Origin of the sequence: Microbacterium sp. NPDC087589, from assembly GCF_044743635.1 — a bacterium.
In the GTDB taxonomy this organism is placed as follows: domain Bacteria; phylum Actinomycetota; class Actinomycetes; order Actinomycetales; family Microbacteriaceae; genus Microbacterium.
In genome coordinates this window covers 1-17,089 of sequence record NZ_JBIUWV010000001.1, presented here as the reverse complement: position 1 = coordinate 17,089, position 17,089 = coordinate 1, and the positions used below count along the sequence as shown (strand labels likewise).

Annotated in this window: 17 protein-coding genes and 1 rRNA gene; 1 reads left to right on the top strand and 17 read right to left on the bottom strand. The window is 68.2% G+C overall.

All coding sequences use genetic code 11. The annotated features are described in order from the left end of the window. Positions 1–16: 16 nt before the first annotated feature. The 16 genes from der to ACIOU8_RS00015 all read right to left on the bottom strand — a co-directional run bounded on the left by der (position 17) and on the right by ACIOU8_RS00015 (position 15,514). Positions 17–1,537, bottom strand: coding sequence for a ribosome biogenesis GTPase Der (gene der / locus ACIOU8_RS00090; protein ID WP_140037479.1), 1,521 nt, complete (start codon positions 1,535–1,537; stop codon positions 17–19). Next, the gene (gene cmk, locus ACIOU8_RS00085) at positions 1,530–2,204 is read right to left on the bottom strand and encodes a (d)CMP kinase (protein ID WP_400784804.1); all 675 of its coding nucleotides are present in this window, start codon (positions 2,202–2,204) and stop codon (positions 1,530–1,532) included. Before cmk ends, der begins: the two co-directional genes overlap by 8 nt. Next, positions 2,197–3,342, bottom strand: coding sequence for a prephenate dehydrogenase (locus ACIOU8_RS00080; protein ID WP_400784803.1), 1,146 nt, complete (start codon positions 3,340–3,342; stop codon positions 2,197–2,199). The genes cmk and ACIOU8_RS00080 overlap by 8 nt, the downstream gene beginning before the upstream one ends. After that, positions 3,339–4,127, bottom strand: a complete 789-nt coding sequence (locus ACIOU8_RS00075; RefSeq protein WP_400784801.1) for a pseudouridine synthase — start codon at positions 4,125–4,127, stop codon at positions 3,339–3,341. The genes ACIOU8_RS00080 and ACIOU8_RS00075 overlap by 4 nt, the downstream gene beginning before the upstream one ends. A 55-nt stretch (positions 4,128–4,182) precedes the next feature. Next, complete coding sequence (gene scpB / locus ACIOU8_RS00070) at positions 4,183–4,797, bottom strand: SMC-Scp complex subunit ScpB (protein ID WP_400784800.1); 615 nt, start codon at positions 4,795–4,797, stop codon at positions 4,183–4,185. Next, the gene (locus ACIOU8_RS00065) at positions 4,787–5,590 is read right to left on the bottom strand and encodes a segregation and condensation protein A (protein WP_400784799.1); all 804 of its coding nucleotides are present in this window, start codon (positions 5,588–5,590) and stop codon (positions 4,787–4,789) included. The genes scpB and ACIOU8_RS00065 overlap by 11 nt, the downstream gene beginning before the upstream one ends. 127 nt (positions 5,591–5,717) lie before the next feature. Beyond that, entirely contained in the window at positions 5,718–6,551 is an 834-nt protein-coding gene (locus ACIOU8_RS00060) for a ParA family protein (protein ID WP_140038740.1), read from the bottom strand. Between the two features lie 160 nt (positions 6,552–6,711). Beyond that, positions 6,712–7,614, bottom strand: coding sequence for a site-specific tyrosine recombinase XerD (gene xerD / locus ACIOU8_RS00055; RefSeq protein ID WP_400784798.1), 903 nt, complete (start codon positions 7,612–7,614; stop codon positions 6,712–6,714). Between the two features lie 2 nt (positions 7,615–7,616). After that, complete coding sequence (locus ACIOU8_RS00050; protein ID WP_400784797.1) at positions 7,617–8,195, bottom strand: NUDIX domain-containing protein; 579 nt, start codon at positions 8,193–8,195, stop codon at positions 7,617–7,619. A 36-nt stretch (positions 8,196–8,231) separates the two neighbouring features. After that, positions 8,232–9,929: a CTP synthase gene (locus tag ACIOU8_RS00045; protein ID WP_400784796.1), complete on the bottom strand. Its 1,698-nt coding sequence runs from the start codon at positions 9,927–9,929 to the stop codon at positions 8,232–8,234. Positions 9,930–9,946: 17 nt separating this feature from the next. Continuing rightward, positions 9,947–11,662, bottom strand: coding sequence for a DNA repair protein RecN (gene recN / locus ACIOU8_RS00040; protein ID WP_400784795.1), 1,716 nt, complete (start codon positions 11,660–11,662; stop codon positions 9,947–9,949). After that, positions 11,635–12,549, bottom strand: a complete 915-nt coding sequence (locus ACIOU8_RS00035; RefSeq protein ID WP_400784794.1) for an NAD kinase — start codon at positions 12,547–12,549, stop codon at positions 11,635–11,637. The genes recN and ACIOU8_RS00035 overlap by 28 nt, the downstream gene beginning before the upstream one ends. Then, a complete protein-coding gene (locus tag ACIOU8_RS00030) occupies positions 12,546–13,343 on the bottom strand; it encodes a TlyA family RNA methyltransferase (RefSeq protein WP_400784792.1) in 798 nt (265 codons plus the stop codon). Before ACIOU8_RS00030 ends, ACIOU8_RS00035 begins: the two co-directional genes overlap by 4 nt. Further along, positions 13,340–13,516, bottom strand: a complete 177-nt coding sequence (locus ACIOU8_RS00025; protein ID WP_400784791.1) for a hypothetical protein — start codon at positions 13,514–13,516, stop codon at positions 13,340–13,342. The genes ACIOU8_RS00030 and ACIOU8_RS00025 overlap by 4 nt, the downstream gene beginning before the upstream one ends. A 61-nt stretch (positions 13,517–13,577) precedes the next feature. After that, entirely contained in the window at positions 13,578–14,615 is a 1,038-nt protein-coding gene (locus ACIOU8_RS00020; RefSeq protein WP_400784790.1) for an HAD-IIA family hydrolase, read from the bottom strand. After that, the gene (locus ACIOU8_RS00015) at positions 14,615–15,514 is read right to left on the bottom strand and encodes a hypothetical protein (RefSeq protein WP_400784788.1); all 900 of its coding nucleotides are present in this window, start codon (positions 15,512–15,514) and stop codon (positions 14,615–14,617) included. Before ACIOU8_RS00015 ends, ACIOU8_RS00020 begins: the two co-directional genes overlap by 1 nt. Here ACIOU8_RS00015 and ACIOU8_RS00010 point away from each other — a divergent pair. Beyond that, entirely contained in the window at positions 15,467–16,957 is a 1,491-nt protein-coding gene (locus ACIOU8_RS00010; RefSeq protein ID WP_400784787.1) for a hypothetical protein, read from the top strand. The genes ACIOU8_RS00015 and ACIOU8_RS00010 overlap by 48 nt on opposite strands. A gap of 45 nt (positions 16,958–17,002) precedes the next feature. On the opposite strand, the gene rrf is transcribed toward ACIOU8_RS00010, so the two are convergent. Beyond that, positions 17,003–17,089: ribosomal RNA gene (gene rrf / locus ACIOU8_RS00005) — 5S ribosomal RNA — on the bottom strand; the annotation flags it as partial.

The window sequence follows — 17,089 nt, the reverse complement described above, 5'->3', positions numbered from 1 at the left end:
GCGACCCGGCTACGGATCAGCGCTGACGCTTCTCGCGCACTCGCATGTTGATGACGATCGGCGTTCCGTCGAACTCGTAGAGCTCGCGAAGCCGACGCTGGATGAATCGACGGTAGCCGGGGTCAAGGAACCCGGTCGTGAACAGCACGAACGTCGGCGGACGAGTCGACGCCTGCGTGCCGAACAGGATGCGCGGCTGCTTGCCTCCGCGCAGCGGGTGCGGGTGCTCCGCGACCAGCTCGGCGAGGAACGCGTTGAACTTGCCGGTGGGGATGCGACGGTCCCAGTTCGTGAGAGCAGTCTCGAGCGCGGGCACCAGCTTGTCGAGGTGACGGCCGGTCTTCGCCGAGATGTTCACGCGCGGGGCCCAGGCGACGTGTGCGAGGTCCTTCTCGATCTCACGCTCGAGGTAGCGGCGACGATCAGCGTTCTCGAGGTCGTCGTCGTTCAGACGGTCCCACTTGTTGAACGCGAGCACGAGCGAACGCCCCGACTCGAGCACCAGGTCGATGATGCGAACATCCTGCTCGCTGATCGACTCCGACACGTCGAGGACGACGACTCCGACCTCGGCCTTCTCGAGCGCGGCCGACGTACGCAGCGAGGCGTAGAAGTCGGCGCCCTGCGCCATGTGCACGCGGCGACGGATGCCGGCGGTGTCGACCAGACGCCACAGCTTGCCGCCGAGCTCGACGATCTCATCCACCGGGTCACGGGTGGTTCCGGCGAGGTCGTTGACGACCACGCGCTCTTCGCCTGCGGCCTTGTTGAGCAGCGAGGACTTGCCGACGTTCGGGCGTCCGAGGATCGCGACGCGGCGCGGTCCGCCGATTTCGGCCTTCGCGACGGCCGAGACATCGGGGAGCGTCTTCAGCAGTTCATCGAGCAGATCGGCGACACCACGACCGTGGATGGCCGAGACCGGGTGAGGCTCGCCGAGACCGAGGTTCCAGAGGGCTGCCGCCTCGGGCTCCTGACGGGCGTCGTCGATCTTGTTCGCGACGAGGAACACGGGCTTGCCGCTCTTGCGCAGCATCTTCACGACGTGCTCGTCGGTCGACGTGGCGCCGACCATCGCGTCGACCACGAACAGCACGACGTCGGCGAGGTCGATCGCGACCTCCGCCTGCGCGGCGACCGAGCGGTCGATGCCTCGCGCGTCGGGCTCCCAGCCGCCGGTGTCGACGAGCGAGAAGCGACGGTCGGCCCACTCGGCCTTGTAGGTCACTCGGTCGCGGGTCACACCGGGGGTGTCCTCGACGACGGCCTCACGGCGTCCGAGGATGCGGTTCACGAGCGCCGACTTGCCGACGTTCGGGCGACCGACGATAGCGACGACCGGCAGAGCGGGGAAGAACTGGATGCCGTCCTCGCCCATCGTGATGCCGGCGAGGAGCGCGGCATCCTCATCGTCGAGGTCGTAGTCGGCGAGGCCCGCGCGCAGTGTCTCGGCGCGCGCTTCGGCGAGCTGCTCATCGAGCTGCGCCATCTTCTCGGCGAGCTGGTCGGGGCCGCCTTCGTATTCGTCGTCAGCCATGGTGTGCTCCTCGGGTTCGTTCGATCACCGCGAGGACGGCGTCGATGGTCTGTGTGAAATCGAGCTCCGTCGAATCGACGACCTCGACGCCTTCTGCGGCGTTCAGGAAGTCGACGACGGCGCTGTCTGAAGCGTCGCGCTTGTGCAGTGCAGCCGCGACGGTCTCGGCATTCTCGCCGGCGAGTTCACCGGCGCGTCGTGCGGCGCGCACCTCGGGCGCAGCCGTGAGAAGGATTCGCACCGGGGCGTCTGGCGCCACCACGGTGGTGATGTCGCGCCCCTCGACGACGACCGCCGGGTAGGGCGCTTCGGCGACGAGGGTGCGGAACAGACGGTTGACCTGGTCGCGCACCTCGGGCACACGAGCCACACCGCTGACGGCGCCCGAAACGGACGGTTCGCGGATCGCGTCCGTGACGTCCACCTCTCCGACCCGCACCATGCGATCGTCGGGGTCGAGGCCGAGGCGCACGGGGAAGTCCGCGACAGCGTCGAGCACCGCACCAGCATCCGCCGTGTCGGCCCCTCTATCGAGCACATGCCAGGCGAGGGCGCGATAGGCCGACCCCGTGTCGAGGTAACCGAAGCCCAGAGTGCGGGCGACCGCCTTGGACACGCTGGACTTGCCAGACCCCGCAGGCCCGTCGATCGCGATGAAATCAGTCATTGGTCGTACCTGCAATCCGCCAGCCGCGTTCCTGAAGTCCGGTGATCGCGCCGTGCAGCGCTGCGGGCTCGACACTTATCTCGGCGAGGCCGAACTGTGCGCCGGGCGAGTGCTCGAGACGGAGGTCCTCGACGTTGACACCGAGCTCTCCGAGCTCTCCGAACAGACGCCCGAGCTGGCCCGCGGTGTCGTCGATCATCACGACGAGCGACTCGAACCGCTGGTTCTGTCCGTGCTTGCCCGGGAGCCGCTCGACGCCGTCGTTGCCCTGGCGGATCGTCTCGGCGACCACGCGCCGAGCGCCGGGAGCTTCGGGCGCACGCAGCGCGTCGGAGACTTCCCTGAGGTCGGATGCCAGAGCGTCGAGGATCTCGACCACCGGCCCGGCGTTCGCTCCGAGGATCTGCACCCAGAGCTCAGGAGCGGATGCGGCGATGCGCGTCGTGTCGCGCACGCCCTGGCCGGAGAGCCGCAGCGCACCCTCATCCGCCTCGGCGAGACGCCCGGCGAGCAGGCTCGCAACGACCTGAGGAACGTGGGAGGTGAGCGCGACCGAGCGGTCGTGCTCCTCGGGCGTCATCTCGAGAGGCATCGCTCCGACGTCGAGCGCGAGAGCTTCGACGAGCGCGAGATCCGTCGCCTTGGTGTCGGCGTCACGGCACACGACCCACGGGCGTCCGATGAACAGGTCGGCGCGAGCGGAGATCGCCCCGCCGCGCTCTCGTCCGGCGAGCGGGTGCGAGCCGATGTAGCGAGTCAGATCGACTCCGCGCCTCTGCAGACTGTGGAAGGGCTCGAGCTTGACGCTCGCCACGTCTGTCACGACGGCGTGCGGAAAACGAGCCAGCTCCGACTCGATGACGTCTGCGGTGACGTCCGGCGGCACAGCGACCACGATCAGCGCCGGCGAGTCGTCGTCGGCAGCCGATCGACCCGCCCCGTAGTCGATCGCGAGGCGCAGCTGAGCCGGTGAAGTATCGGCGAGCACCACATCGACGCCCTTGGCGCGAAGCGCGTGGCCGATGCTCGCACCGAGCAGACCGGCGCCGACCACTCGAACGGTGCCCGAGAGCCTGGCGGCGATTCTCGGCGCGACAGAACTCCGAGCCCCCGTGGGCGCACTCGTCGTATCGGTCACTCGTTCTCCTGTTGCTCGCCTGGCGCCTCGGCGACAGCGGTATCACGGCGCGACAGAGTCAAGAGTGCGCCGAGTTCGATTTTAGTCAGTTCGCGGGTCTTCCCAACCGGGAGGGTTCCCAGGTGCAGCGGACCGAACTGGCGACGAACGAGTTCGGTCACCGGGTGGCCGACGGCAGCCAGCATCCTTCTGACGATCCGGTTGCGCCCCGAGTGCAGGGTCAGCTCGACGAGACTCGACCCTCGAGAGGTGTCGAGCAGCCGCGCCTTGTCTGCCGCGATAGGGCCGTCGTCCAGATCGATGCCCTTGGTGAGCTTCGAGATCGTCTGTGCGGTCACTTCGCCCTCGACCTTCGCGATGTACACCTTGGTGACGCCGAACGACGGGTGAGCGAGCACGTGAGCGAGGTCGCCGTCGTTCGTCAGGACGAGCAGTCCGCTGGTCTCGGCGTCGAGTCGCCCGACGTTGTACAGACGCTCCTCGTAGTCGTCGGTGAAGACGCGGAGGTCGGGCCGACCGTTCTCGTCGCGAAGACTGCTGACCACTCCGGTCGGCTTGTTGAGCATCACATAGCGCTTGGACACGTCCAGCTGAACTGCTGTGCCGTCCACGTCGATGAGGTCGGTCTCCGGGTCGACGCGGCGACCGAGCTCGGTGACGGTCTCTCCGTTGACACGGATGCGTCCCTCGACGATGTACTGCTCGATCACGCGTCGTGAGGCCACGCCCGCCGCCGACAGCACCTTCTGCAGGCGGATGCCCTCTGGTGTCTCGAAGCCGCTCATCGGATGGTCCCTTCGTTGAAACTGAATCTGTGTGACGAGTCCGCGCGACCGGAGATCATCGGATGGTCCCTTCGTCGAAACCATCTGCTCCGTCGTCGAGCAGAGGAGATATCGGCGGCAGCTCGTCGAGCGTGTTGATGCCCAGGTGCTGCAGGAGCGCGTCGGTGGTGCCGTAATTGATCGCGCCGGTCTCGGAGTCTGCGAACAGCTCGGTGATGAGACCGCGCGCGAGCAGGGTGCGCACGACAGAATCGACGTTCACCGCCCGGATCGACGCCACCTGGCTGCGTGTGACCGGCTGCTTGTATGCGATCACCGCGAGTGTCTCGAGTGCCGCCTGAGAGAGTCGGGCAGGCGCCTGCCCGCCGACGAACTCCGCGACGACATCGTCGTGATCCTCGCGGACGTACAGTCGCCATCCGCCGCCGACCTCGCGCAGTTCGAAGCCGCGACGCGGGCCCTGGCCCTTGCCGTCGTAGTCGTCGACCAGCGTCTCGATCGTCTGCCGCACAGCGGCCACCGGCGAGCCGACGGCTGCGGCGAGGGCGACGAGACCGATGGGCTCGTCGATGATCAGCAGGATCGCCTCGATGCGCTCGGACAGCGGCGACTCGCGCACGGCGCCGTCGGTTGTCGCAGCGGCCGCAGCGTCGGTCACGTCATCGGTCATAGTCGGCTCCCAGCGATGCGAGTGTCTCATCCGACCAGGAGTCGGCGGCCCAACGCAGCGTCAGCTCGCCGAGCGGTTCCAGTTGTTCGAAAGAAAGGGCGGCGTGCCGGTAGAGCTCCAGCACGGAGATGAACCGCGCGACGACGATGCCCGGCTCGCTCACACCGGCGACGAGCTCGCGGAAGCTCACCGACTCGGCGGCGCGAAGCAGAGTGACGACGATCGCGGCCTGCTCACGGATGCTGACGAGCGGCGCGTGCAGGTGATCGAGACCCACATGCGGGATCTCCTTCGGCGCGAATGCGAGGAGCGCGAGTGCGGCGAAATCGTCGACGCTGAGCGACCAGACGAGTTCAGGAGTCTTCCGCCGGTGCTTCTCGTCGAGCCTGACCGCACGCACGTGTCGACGATCCTCGCGCTGCAGGCACCGCGCGAACCAGGCCGACACCTCCTTGAAAGCGCGATACTGCAGGAGGCGCGCGAAGAGAAGGTCGCGGGCTTCGAGGAGCGCTACAGCCTCGGCATCCACCAGCTCGCCCTGCGGCAGGAGCCCTGCCACCTTCATATCGAGCAGCGTCGCCGCGACCACCAGGAACTCCGACGCCTGGTCGAGTTCCTCGTCGTCATCGAGTTCTTTGAGGTACGCGATGAACTCGTTCGTGACCGCACTCAGCGAGACCTCGGTGATGTCCATCTCGTGCTTCGAGATGAGGTTGAGCAGCAGATCGAACGGGCCGTCGAAGTTCGACAGGGAGACGCGGAATCCGACGTCCGAGACGGCAGTCTCTTCCATGACTTCGGGATCGAGGCCCCTTGCGGGTCCGGGGGATGCGACGGACTCTGCTGGTGAGACGGACTCTGCTGGTGAGACGGACTCTGCTGGTGAGACGGACTGAGCCTGTATGTCTGACGGCTCGAGCTCAGGCGACAGCGCCACGGGTGACCAGCTCCCGCGCCAGCCGCAGGTATGCCTGCGCGGCAGCGTGCTCCGGAGCGAACTCGGTGATCGGCACACCGGAGACCGATGCGTCGGGGAACTTGACCGTCCGACCGATCACGGTCTCCAGGACATCGTCACCGAACGCCTCGACCACACGCTCGAGAACCTCACGCGAGTGCAGGGTGCGCGGGTCGTACATCGTGGCGAGGAGGCCGTCCATCGTGATCGACGGGTTCAGCCGGTCTCGCACCTTGTCGATGGTCTCGATCAGGAGAGCCACACCGCGAAGCGCGAAGAACTCGCACTCGAGCGGGATGATGACGCCGTGAGCCGCGGTCAGCGCGTTCACCGTGAGCAGACCGAGCGAGGGCTGGCAGTCGATCAGGATGACGTCGTACTCCCCCGCCACCTGGCGGAGGACGCGGGCGAGGATCGTCTCGCGAGCGACCTCGTTCACGAGGTGCACTTCGGCGGCGGACAGGTCGATGTTCGCGGGCATCACATCGAGACCGTCGACCCCGGAGGGGACGATCGCGTCGTGCGCGTCGCGCTTGGTGTCGAGCAGCAGGTCGTACACGGTCGGCACGTCGTGCGTCTGGATGCCGAGTCCGGCCGACAGCGCGCCCTGCGGGTCGAAGTCGACGGCCAGCACCTTGCGGCCGTACTCGGCGAGGGCCGCGGCGAGGTTGATCGCGGTCGTCGTCTTGCCGACGCCGCCCTTCTGGTTGCACAGCGCGATGATGCGTGCGGGCCCGTGTGAGGCGAGCGGTTCAGGGGTCGCGAAGCCGTGATAGGGACGCCCGGTGGGTCCCATGGGGGTGTCGTCGTTCTTCGACGTCTTCGCCCTGGACTTCGCCGCGTTCTCAGCCACCGATTCTCCTGCTCTTTCGTGCTCGGTCGAGTCTACCGATCGGCCGGCTGGTTCACCGCCTCAGCCCCGGCGATCCCGCGATTTCGCCGCGTGCGCCACGATCTCAGCGAGCGCGGGGGTGCGAGGTGGCGTAGATATCCCGCAGGGTGTCGACCGATACGTGCGTGTAGATCTGCGTCGTCGCGACCGAGGCGTGTCCCAGCAGCTCCTGCACGACGCGCACGTCCGCACCGCCCTGCAGCAGGTGCGTCGCGAACGAGTGCCGCAGCGTGTGCGGCGATACTTCAGCGGTGATGTGCGCGAGCTCCGCCGCCGAGCGGATGACGAGCCACGCGCTCTGCCGTGACAGCGGGGCACCGCGAGCTCCGAGGAAGAGCCTGGCCGATGCCCGCCCCTTCGCCGCGAGGCCCGGGCGGACCCTGGTGAGATACGCATCCACCGCGTCACGGGCGAACGATCCGATCGGCACGATGCGCTCCTTCGACCCCTTGCCCCGAAGGCGCAGCACATCGCCGTGAGCGAGGTCGTCGACGTCGAGTCCGACCGCCTCGGACACCCGAGCGCCGGTCGCATAGAGCAGCTCGAGCAGGGCTCTGTCGCGGATCCCCATCGGGTCCTCGGCACTGGGCGCGCCGAGCAGGCGCTCGACCTGGTCGATCGTCAGCGCCTTGGGCAGGCGGCGAGGTGCCTTGGGCGGACGAAGGCGGCCACTCGGGTCGTCCTGTTCGATGCCCTCACGCGCCAGGAATCTGTGCCACCCCCGCACGGAGGACTGCAGTCGAGCAAGGCTCGTCGCGGCAGGGGCGGGATCTGCGCCAGATCGATCGGCGATGAACCGCCCGACGACGGCAGCGTTGATCTGCGCCGTGTCGGTGATCCCCTCGGCATCCAGCCACTCGAGGTAGCCACCCAGATCACGTCGATAGGCCGCGATCGTGTGCTCGCTGAGACCGCGTTCGATCGTGACGTGGCGCAGATACGTGTCCAACGCACGGTCGAGCTGCATGCTCAGCTCCGGTCGTGCAGCCTCTGGGCGGCCGCGAGCACGCCGATGCTGAGAATGCCGTTGCGCATCCGCCCGTCGAGAACTGCCGCGACCGCGGCGTCGAGCGGAACCCACTCGACGCGGATGTCGGCCTCTTCGTCCTCCCGCGCGTGCGCGTCCTGCGCTGCCGAGACGCCGGTCGCGAGGAAGAGGTGGATGAGTTCATCGTTGCCGCCGGGAGTCGTCCACGTCGAGACGAGCGGCTCCCAGTGCGCCGCGACCAGGTCGGCCTCTTCGGCGAGCTCGCGTCGAGCAGCCTCGAGCGGCTCCTCCCCTGCCACGTCGAGCAGACCGGCGGGCAGCTCCCAGTCGCGGTGTCGGATCGGATGCCGATACTGCTGGATCAGCAGTACCCGCCCCTCGTCGTCCAGAGCGAGGACCGCCACGGCGCCGGTGTGTGCGACGTACTGGCGGCGGATCTCTCCGTCGCCGTACCGCACCCGGTCGTCGCGGACGTTCCAGACGGCACCCTCGTAGGCGAGGTCGCTGCGGAGGACCTCCGGCTCGAAGGGCTCGTCACGCAGGTCGTCGAACTCAGTCATCGGCGTCGTTGAACTCAGGCATCGGCTTCGACGAACTCAGGCATCGGCTTCGACGTCGAACAGCTCGCTGGAGCGGTGACGCTCGATCGCGGCTCCGACCAGTCCGCGGAACAGCGGGTGCGGGGCGGTCGGACGCGAGCGGAGCTCCGGGTGCGCCTGCGTGGCGATGTAGTACGGGTGCACATCGCGCGGCAGTTCGACGTACTCGACCAGATCGAGCTCAGGGTTCAGCCCCGAGAACACGAGACCGGCCTCGGAGAGACGCGCCCGGTAGGCGTTGTTGACCTCGTAGCGATGACGGTGGCGCTCCGAGGCCTCGGGCGCGCCGTACAGCTCGCGCGCCAGAGAGCCCTCGGCGAGTGCCGCCTGGTAGAGCCCCAGACGCATGGTGCCGCCGAGGTCACCGCCGTCGAGGATCTCGACCTGCTCGGCCATCGTGGCGATCACGGGCTCGGTGGTCTGCGGGTCGAACTCGCTCGAGGATGCGTCGGTGATGCCGGCCACATCGCGGGCGTACTCGATCACCATGCACTGCAGGCCGAGGCAGAGTCCGAGGGTCGGGATGCCCTGCTCGCGCGCGAACTTCAGCGCGCCCAGCTTGCCCTCGATGCCGCGGATGCCGAATCCTCCGGGAACGCAGATGCCGTCGAGCTCGCCGAGCTGCTCCTTCGCGCCCTCAGGGGTCTCGCATCGGTCCGACGGGATCCAGCGGATGTTGACCTTGGTCTCCTGCGCGAAGCCGCCGGCCTTGAGCGCCTCGGTCACGGAGAGGTACGCGTCGGGCAGGTCGATGTACTTGCCGACCAGACCGATGGTCACCTCGTGCTTGGGGTTGTGCACGGCGTGCAGCACCTTGCTCCAACGGGTCCAGTCGACCTCGTCTGCGGCCTTCTGGTCGAGACCGAGGCGGCGCACGATGTACGAGTCGAGACCCTGGTCGTTGAGCGTCGACGGGATGTCGTAGATGCTCGGCAGGTCGACCGTATTGATGACACCCTCGGCGTCGACGTCGCACATGAGAGCGATCTTGTTGCGGTTGCTCTCGCTCACCGGACGGTCGCTGCGCAGCACGAGCGCATCGGGCTGGATGCCGACCTGACGGAGCGCGGCCACGGAGTGCTGCGTCGGCTTGGTCTTCTGCTCGCCGGAGGCCCCCATGAACGGCACGAGCGACACGTGCACGAAGAAGACGCTGTCGCGCCCGAGCTCGTGTCGCAGCTGGCGTGCCGACTCGAGGAAGGGCTGCGACTCGATGTCGCCGACCGTGCCGCCGACCTCGGTGATGATCACATCAGGACGCGGGTCCTCGGTAGCCTGCAGACGCATGCGGCGCTTGATCTCGTCCGTGATGTGCGGGATCACCTGCACGGTGTCGCCGAGGTACTCGCCTCGGCGCTCGCGGGCGATCACCTGAGAGTAGATCTGACCGGTCGTGACGTTGGCGGCCTCGGACAGGTTGATGTCGAGGAATCGCTCGTAGTGTCCGATGTCGAGGTCGGTCTCGGCACCGTCATCGGTGACGAAGACCTCGCCGTGCTGGAACGGGTTCATGGTGCCCGGATCGACGTTCAGATACGGGTCGAGCTTCTGCATCACGACGCGGAGTCCGCGAGCGGTGAGAAGGTTGCCGAGGCTTGCGGCAGTGAGCCCTTTGCCCAAAGACGAAACGACACCACCCGTCACAAAGATGTGCTTGGTCGTGTCGTTCTTGGGCCCCGCAGAAGAAGAGTTCATCACGGGCTTCGATCCTATCAGGAGGTGGGGGTGCCGAGGCTGAGAAGTTCTCGGGCATGGGTGATCGCGGCATCCGAATCGGTCAATCCGGACAGCAGTCGAGCCATCTCGGCCTCACGCTCCTGCCCCTCGAGACGGCGGACACTCGACGCGGTGACTGCTCCGTCGTTGGATTTGACGACCGAGAGGTGGTTGGTGGCGAAGGCGGCGACCTGAGCCAGATGAGTGACGGCGATCACCTGCGACTTCTCTGCGAGTCGGGCGAGTCGCCGACCGACCTCGATCGCTGCGGCTCCGCCGATGCCGGCATCGACCTCGTCGAACACGAAGGTCGGCACGGGGTCGGTGCCGGCGATGACGACCTCGATCGCGAGCATCACACGCGAGAGCTCACCACCGGACGCGCCCTTACCGACCGAGCGCGGTTCGGCTCCGGGGTGCGGCGCGAGCAGGATCGCGACGTCGTCGCGGCCGTGAGCGGTCTCCGCGCCCGGTGTGACCGCGACCTCGAGGGTCGCATCGGGCATCGCGAGGGCATGCAGCTCCTCGCTCACGGCGACGCCGAGACGCGCGGCGGCGGCGGTGCGCTCCGCCGTGAGAGCGTCGGCGCGCGCATCCAGCTCTGCGCGGGCGGCATCACGTTCGGCTTCGAGGCGGTCGAGCCGCTCCCCGTCGTCGTCGAGCTCAGCGAGCCTCGTCGACCCCGTCTGCCAGAGCTCGAGAGCCTCGTCGAGAGATCCGTGCGCGCGGATCAGCGTACCCAGGGCTGCACGTCGCTCTTCGACGGCCGCCAGCTCGTGCGGTCCCGTCTCGTCGAGATCGGCGAGGTATGCCGAGAGCTGGCCGGCGGCATCGGCGATGCGGTAGCCGATGTCGGCGAGAGCGGACGAGATGTCGGTGAGCGCGGCGTCGGAGACGCGCTCGAGCGCCCGACGAGCTTCGGCGACCAGGGCGGATGCATCCGGCTCGCCCTCTTCGCTCGAGAGCGCGCTGTGCGCGAGCGAGGCGGCGAGGCGCAGCTCTTCGGCATTCGCCAGACGCTCGGCCCGTGCGGCCAGCTCGACGTCCTCCCCCTGCTCGGGGGCGGCGGCCTCGATCAGCGCCAATGCCTCGCGGAGGCGCGAGGCCTCTTCGGCTCGGCGGTAGCGGTTCTCGGTGATGTCGGCGATCGCGGCATCCAGCTCGCGCCACCGCGTGAACGACGAGGCGTAGGCGTCGAGCGCCTCGGCAATCGCCACACCTCCGAAGCGATCGAGGGCATCGCGCTGCGCCGCGGACGAGCGCAGTCTCAGCTGCTCGGACTGACCGTGCACGACGACCAGTTCCTCGGCCAGGGCGGACAGCACTCCCGCCGGCGCCGCGCGTCCTCCGACGCTCGCACGGCTGCGGCCCTCGGCACTCAGCGTGCGAGAGACGTACAGTTCGGCGGCACCGGATCCAGCAGGCTCCAGCTCTCCGCCGGCGTCTGCGACGATGTCGGCGACGTCGCCCGCCTCGGGCACGATCCATACGCCTGCGACGGACGCCTGAGCCGCACCGGCTCGAACAGCGCCGGAGTCCGCCCGCTGGCCGAGCAGCAGGCCGAGGCCGGTCACGACCATCGTCTTGCCCGCACCGGTCTCGCCGGTGATCGCAGTGAAACCGGCGCCGAGCGGCAGGACGGCGTCGGCGATCACGCCGAGTCCCTGCATCCGCATCTCCTCGATCACGAGGCCGCCCCCTGTCCGCGCCATCCGGCGACCGGCAGCTGGAATTTGCGCACGAGACGGTTGGTGAACTCTGTGGGGTGCAGTCGCGCGAGGCGAACCGGACGCGAAGACTTGCGCACCACGACACGCGCGCCCGGAGGCAGGTCGTGCGAGCGGCGTCCGTCGCACCAGAGGATGCCGGAACCGGAAGTGCCCTCGAGCATCTCGATGGCCACAGCAGCGTCGGGGCTGACCACGAGGGGCTTGGCGAACAGCGCATGAGCCGATAGAGGAACGACCGCGATGGCCTCGACGCTGGGCCAGATGACCGGTCCCCCGGCGGAGAAGTTGTAGGCCGTCGAGCCGGTCGGCGTGGACACGACCATGCCGTCGCAGCCGAAGCTCGACAGGGGCAGGCCGTCGATCTCGAGCACGACCTCGATCATGCGCTCGCGGCTCGCCTTCTCGACCGTCGCCTCGTTCAGCGCGAAGGTCTCGTAGACGACGGTGCCCTCGACGTCTTTGACGCGCACCGACAGCGCCAGTCGCTCTTCGACCTCGTAGTCGCGGTCGATGACGCGCCGCACAGCCGCATCCATGTCGTCTCGGTCGATCTCGGCGAGGAATCCGACGTGGCCCATGTTGATGCCGAGCACGGGGGCCGAGCACCCTCGCACCAGTTCTGCGGCGCGGAGGATCGTACCGTCGCCCCCGAGGACGATGGCGAGCTCGAGTTCGTCCTGCTGCACCGTCTCGCCGAGAATGTCGACGTCAGCGAAGTGAGGGTCGACGGCACGCAGGTCGCCGCTCTCATCGGGAGGGAGCACGGGGCGCGCGCCGGCACCGCGGAGTTCGTCGACCACCTTGCGTGCTGCCTCGACCGTGGCCTCCCGGCCTGCGTGGGCGACGACCAGGATGTTGCGCTCGTTCATCGTCTCCCTGCCAGTGCGTTGATGCGGTCCGACCATTCTGACGGATCGCTGCCGCGCCCTGGAGCGAGGTGCAGCAGATACTCCGAGTTGCCGTGCGTCCCGAGGATCGGTGAGGTGAGGATGCCGAGCATGCCGAGGCCCGAGTCCCAGGCGCTCCACGCTGTGCGCGCGACCGCATCCGCGCGAGTGGCAGGGTCGGTGACCAGTCCGCCGCGCACCGCGGTGCGACCGACCTCGAACTGCGGCTTCACGAGCAGGACGATGTCTGCGCCCGGCGCCGCGACTCCGGCGACAGCGGGCAGCACGTGCTCGAGGGAGATGAAGGACAGGTCGCCGACGATGAGGTCGGGAGCCGCAGCTTCTCCCGTGACCTCCTGCAGGTTCTCGGGAGTCATGTGACGGACGTTATAGCCCTCGACGACCACGACGCCGCTGTCGGATGCCACGGCGCCGGCCATCTGGTCGTGGCCGACGTCGACGGCGAGAACGCGCCGCGCTCCGCGCTCCCGGAGCACCTGGGTGAAGCCTCCGGTGGACGCACCCATGTCGAGCGCGAGGCGACCCTCGACGGAGACACCGAACCCGTCGAGAGCGGCGATCAGCTTGTGCGCACCACGACCGACGTAATGATCGGCGCCTGCGACCGTGATCTCCGCTGCGTCCGCGACCGGTGTCGAGGCCTTCACGACGGGGCGGCCGTCGATGCTCACGAGGCCATCCGCGATGAGCGTGGCAGCATGCGTGCGCGAACGAGCGAGTCCTCGGGCGGCGAGGGCGGCATCGAGTCGCGTCATCGGGTACCCGGCGCGTCGCGCTGGTCGAGCTTCGCACCGCTGTCGAGGCGGCGCGACAGTTCGTCGTGCAGTCCGGAGTATGCGTCGGCTCTGGCCGAGAGCGGCTGCCCCTCGATCAGGCGCAGTCGACTCCACAGACCGTCGGTCGGTGCGTTCGTCGTCTCGTCGCTCACGCTTCTACTGTACGTGGCTCCGTCGGCACGTCGGCGGAGCCACGGCGACGCGAAGCGCCGGTCAGGGTCGGTGGAACGGGTCGTCGTAGAGACGCTCAGGAACCCGCAGCACGAACACCGGAGTGCCGGAGGCCCAGATCGCGGAGGCGCCGGCGCGCAGCAGATCGATCTGCGAGTCTCCCTCGGCGACGATCTCGACGTCCGCACCCACGACCCGCACGGATGCGCCGTTCACCGAGTGGACACCGTCTTTCGACGTGACCTCCGGATACGGCTGGTGCAGTTCACGCAGGTCGCTGAGGATGTACGTCGGACGAGACCCCTCGGGAGCTGCGAGCACGTGCTTCGGTCGGTCGATCCCGGTGAGCACGAGCGCGGAGTCGATGCCGGCGCGGACGGCGCCGAGGATGTCCGTGTCGAGGCGGTCGCCGATGAACAGCGGCTTGGTCGCGCCGAAGCGCTCTGTGGCCTCTTCGAAGATCGGCGTCTCGGGCTTGCCCGCGACGGTCGCGAGGCGTCCGATCGCCGTGTGCACAGCGGACACGAGGGTCCCGTTCCCGGGGGCGACGCCGCGCTCGCGCGGGATCGTCCAGTCGGTGTTGGTGGCGATCCACGGGATGCCACCCTCCTCCTCGGGAACCTTCAGTGCGAACGCGGCCTCGGCGAGATCCGTCCAGGCGACCTCCGGAGCAAAACCCTGCACGACGGCGTCCGGAGCGTCCTCGGCGCTGCGAGTGACTCTGTACCCTGCCTTCTCCGCCTCGTCGACGAGTCCCGCGCCGCCCACGATCAGAAGCGTGGCGGGCGGAGGGACGATTCCGGCCAGCAGCCGCATCGCGGCCTGCGGACTGGTGATCACGTCAGCCGGCGCGACATCGAGGCCCAGGCTGCTCAGGTGCTCGGCGACCGACGCATCTGTGCGAGACGCGTTGTTCGTGATGTATCCGAGCCGAGCCGTCGCCGCTGCCGCGTTGAGGCTCTCCACCGCATGCGGCAGCGCGCCGGGGCCCGCATAGACGACGCCATCCAAGTCCGCGAGCACGGCGTCCACGCCGTCAAGCGGGGTGCGCAGCGCAGGCCTCTTGGAGAACAGCCCCACTACGCATCCTTCGACGTCTCGGATGCCGCGGACGCCTCGTCCGTGTCATCGGCGTCGTTACCGTCGGACTCGGACTCGGCGTCGGTGTCGTCTTCGCCTTCGCCGAGGAGCTCACGCACCTCGTCGTCGATGGAGGGCTCAGGCTCGACATCGTCAGCAGCGCCAGTGTCTTCAGCAGAATCAGCAGCGTCAGCAGAATCAGCGTCGTCAGCGTCGTCAGCGTCGTCAGCAGCGTCAGCAGCGTCAGCATCGTCAGCATCCGTGTCGTCAGCAGAATCAGCAGCGTCGGCGTCGTCAGCGTCAGCGTCAGCGTCCTCCTGATCGTCGTCGAAGTCGCCTTCGATGAGGCCGTCCTCGATGATGATCTCCTCGTCGCCAGCCTCGTCGACGCCGAGTGCCTGGGCGGCGACCTCTGCACGTTGTGCCCAGAACTCGGCCTCGTCGGTTCGTCCGAGGTCCTCGAGCACGGCTGCACGAGCAGCGAACAGCGCGGGACTCCACTCGAAGGCGCGGTCGGGGTCAAGCTCAGGAATCTCGAGTTCGCCGAGCGCGAGCTCGAGGTCACCCTGATCCAGGCGCGCACCGGACATCGCGATGGCCAGAGAGACGCGCACGGGTGTGGGGAGAGCAGCCCGGTCCACGGCGCGACCGGTCTCGAGGGCTCGGTCGGGGCGACCGATGCCACGCTCGCTGTCGACCATCAGTGCGATCTGGTCGTCTTTGCCGGAGATGCGACGGTAGGTGCGCAGCTCGCGAAGGGCCAGAGCGAAGTCCTCAGTGGCGTATGCGGTGATACCGAGCGTCTCACGGACGATCGCGATGCGACCTGCACGACGAGAAGCCGCGAGGGCGTGCTCGTGCGCACGGGCCGGATCCTCGTCGATGAGCTGAGACGCCATGGCAAGGTGACGCGCGACGAGTTCCGCATTCTCCTTGCTGAGGGTCTTCAGTTCGTTGCGGGCCGAGGTATGCAGGTCGCGTGCCGTGACCTCATCAGGGATGTGCGGGTCGTTGAAGCGCGGCCGATCACCGTCTGCCTGAATCGGGCGTTCGCGGCCCGCTCCCCCGCGCTGCGGGTAAGAACGGGACGAGTCCCGGTCCTGTCCAGCGTCGCGGTTGTACCCGCCGGAGCGGGCGTCGTTGTCGCGGCGCGGTGCGCCACCGTCACGGTTGTAGCCTCCGGTGCGGGGTGCACCACCGTCACGGTTGTACCCACCCGAACGGGGTGCACCACCGTCCCGGTTGTACCCACCGGAACGGGGAGCACCACCATCACGGTTGTACCCACCCGAACGCGAAGCACCACCATCACGGTTGTACCCACCGGAGCGCGGCGCACCACCATCACGGTTGTAGCCGCCAGACCGGGGGGCGTCGTTGTCGCGGCGCGGTGCGCCGCCATCGCGGCTATAGCCACCCGAACGCGGTGCGTCGTTGTCACGGTTGTACCCGCCAGAACGCGGAGCACCACCGTCACGGTTATAGCCACCGGAACGGGGAGCACCACCGTCACGGTTGTACCCGCCAGAGCGCGGTGCGCCACCATCACGGTTGTGGCCACCGGACCGGGGGGCGTCGTTGTCGCGGCGCGGAGCACCACCATCACGGTTGTAGCCGCCAGACCGGGGGGCGTCGTTGTCGCGGCGCGGTGCGCCACCATCGCGGCTATACCCACCGCCCCGAGGTGCACCACCATCGCGGCTATAGCCACCCGAACGCGGTGCGTCGTTGTCGCGGTTGTACCCACCGGAGCGCGGTGCACCAGCATCACGGCTGTACCCACCCGAACGCGGAGCACCACCATCACGCTTGTAGCCGCCAGACCGCGGTGCGTCGTTGTCGCGGTTGTACCCACCGGAGCGCGGTGCACCACCGTCGCGGCTGTACCCACCGGAGCGCGGTGCACCACCATCACGGCTATAGCCGCCCGAACGAGGAGCACCACCGTCGCGGCTATAGCCACCGGAGCGGGGGGCGTCGTTATCGCGTCGCGGAGCACCACCCTCACGGCTGTACCCACCCGAACGGGGCGCGCCACCGTCGCGGTTGTACCCACCGGAGCGCGGTGCACCACCGTCGCGGTTGTACCCACCCGAACGTGGTGCGTCGCTATCGCGGCGAGGAGCGCCACCATCGCGGCTGTAGCCACCGCGCGGTGCACCATCCCGGTTATAACCACTCTCGCGACGGGGCGCGTCATCACGACGCGGACCGGTGCTGCGGTTCTGATCCGAGCGACCTCCGGAAGGTCGGTGACCGCGCGATCCGTTGTCGTCGTTGCGACGCGGACGGCGCTCTTCCTCTTCCGGCATGATGCTCCCTGTTTCTGTTGTTGCTGTTAACGCAAAATGGCCACCCAACGATGGGTGGCCATTTGCTTAAAAGAAGTCCGGCGGTGTCCTACTCTCCCACAGGGTCCCCCCTGCAGTACCATCGGCGCTGTGAGGCTTAGCTTCCGGGTTCGGAATGTAACC

What these genes read in the sequence shown, in the direction of transcription:
- ACIOU8_RS00060 (WP_140038740.1), bottom strand. Translation starts at nt 6,551, where the DNA reads ATGGGACCCACCGGGCGTCCCTATCACGGCTTCGCGACCCCTGAACCG.
- ACIOU8_RS00035 (WP_400784794.1), bottom strand. Translation starts at nt 12,549, where the DNA reads ATGAACGAGCGCAACATCCTGGTCGTCGCCCACGCAGGCCGGGAGGCC.
- ACIOU8_RS00015 (WP_400784788.1), bottom strand. Translation starts at nt 15,514, where the DNA reads ATGGCGTCTCAGCTCATCGACGAGGATCCGGCCCGTGCGCACGAGCAC.
- scpB (WP_400784800.1), bottom strand. Translation starts at nt 4,797, where the DNA reads ATGACCGATGACGTGACCGACGCTGCGGCCGCTGCGACAACCGACGGC.
- ACIOU8_RS00050 (WP_400784797.1), bottom strand. Translation starts at nt 8,195, where the DNA reads ATGACTGAGTTCGACGACCTGCGTGACGAGCCCTTCGAGCCGGAGGTC.
- ACIOU8_RS00065 (WP_400784799.1), bottom strand. Translation starts at nt 5,590, where the DNA reads ATGGAAGAGACTGCCGTCTCGGACGTCGGATTCCGCGTCTCCCTGTCG.
- xerD (WP_400784798.1), bottom strand. Translation starts at nt 7,614, where the DNA reads ATGCAGCTCGACCGTGCGTTGGACACGTATCTGCGCCACGTCACGATC.
- der (WP_140037479.1), bottom strand. Translation starts at nt 1,537, where the DNA reads ATGGCTGACGACGAATACGAAGGCGGCCCCGACCAGCTCGCCGAGAAG.
- recN (WP_400784795.1), bottom strand. Translation starts at nt 11,662, where the DNA reads ATGGCGCGGACAGGGGGCGGCCTCGTGATCGAGGAGATGCGGATGCAG.
- ACIOU8_RS00045 (WP_400784796.1), bottom strand. Translation starts at nt 9,929, where the DNA reads ATGAACTCTTCTTCTGCGGGGCCCAAGAACGACACGACCAAGCACATC.
- ACIOU8_RS00075 (WP_400784801.1), bottom strand. Translation starts at nt 4,127, where the DNA reads ATGAGCGGCTTCGAGACACCAGAGGGCATCCGCCTGCAGAAGGTGCTG.
- cmk (WP_400784804.1), bottom strand. Translation starts at nt 2,204, where the DNA reads ATGACTGATTTCATCGCGATCGACGGGCCTGCGGGGTCTGGCAAGTCC.
- ACIOU8_RS00030 (WP_400784792.1), bottom strand. Translation starts at nt 13,343, where the DNA reads ATGACGCGACTCGATGCCGCCCTCGCCGCCCGAGGACTCGCTCGTTCG.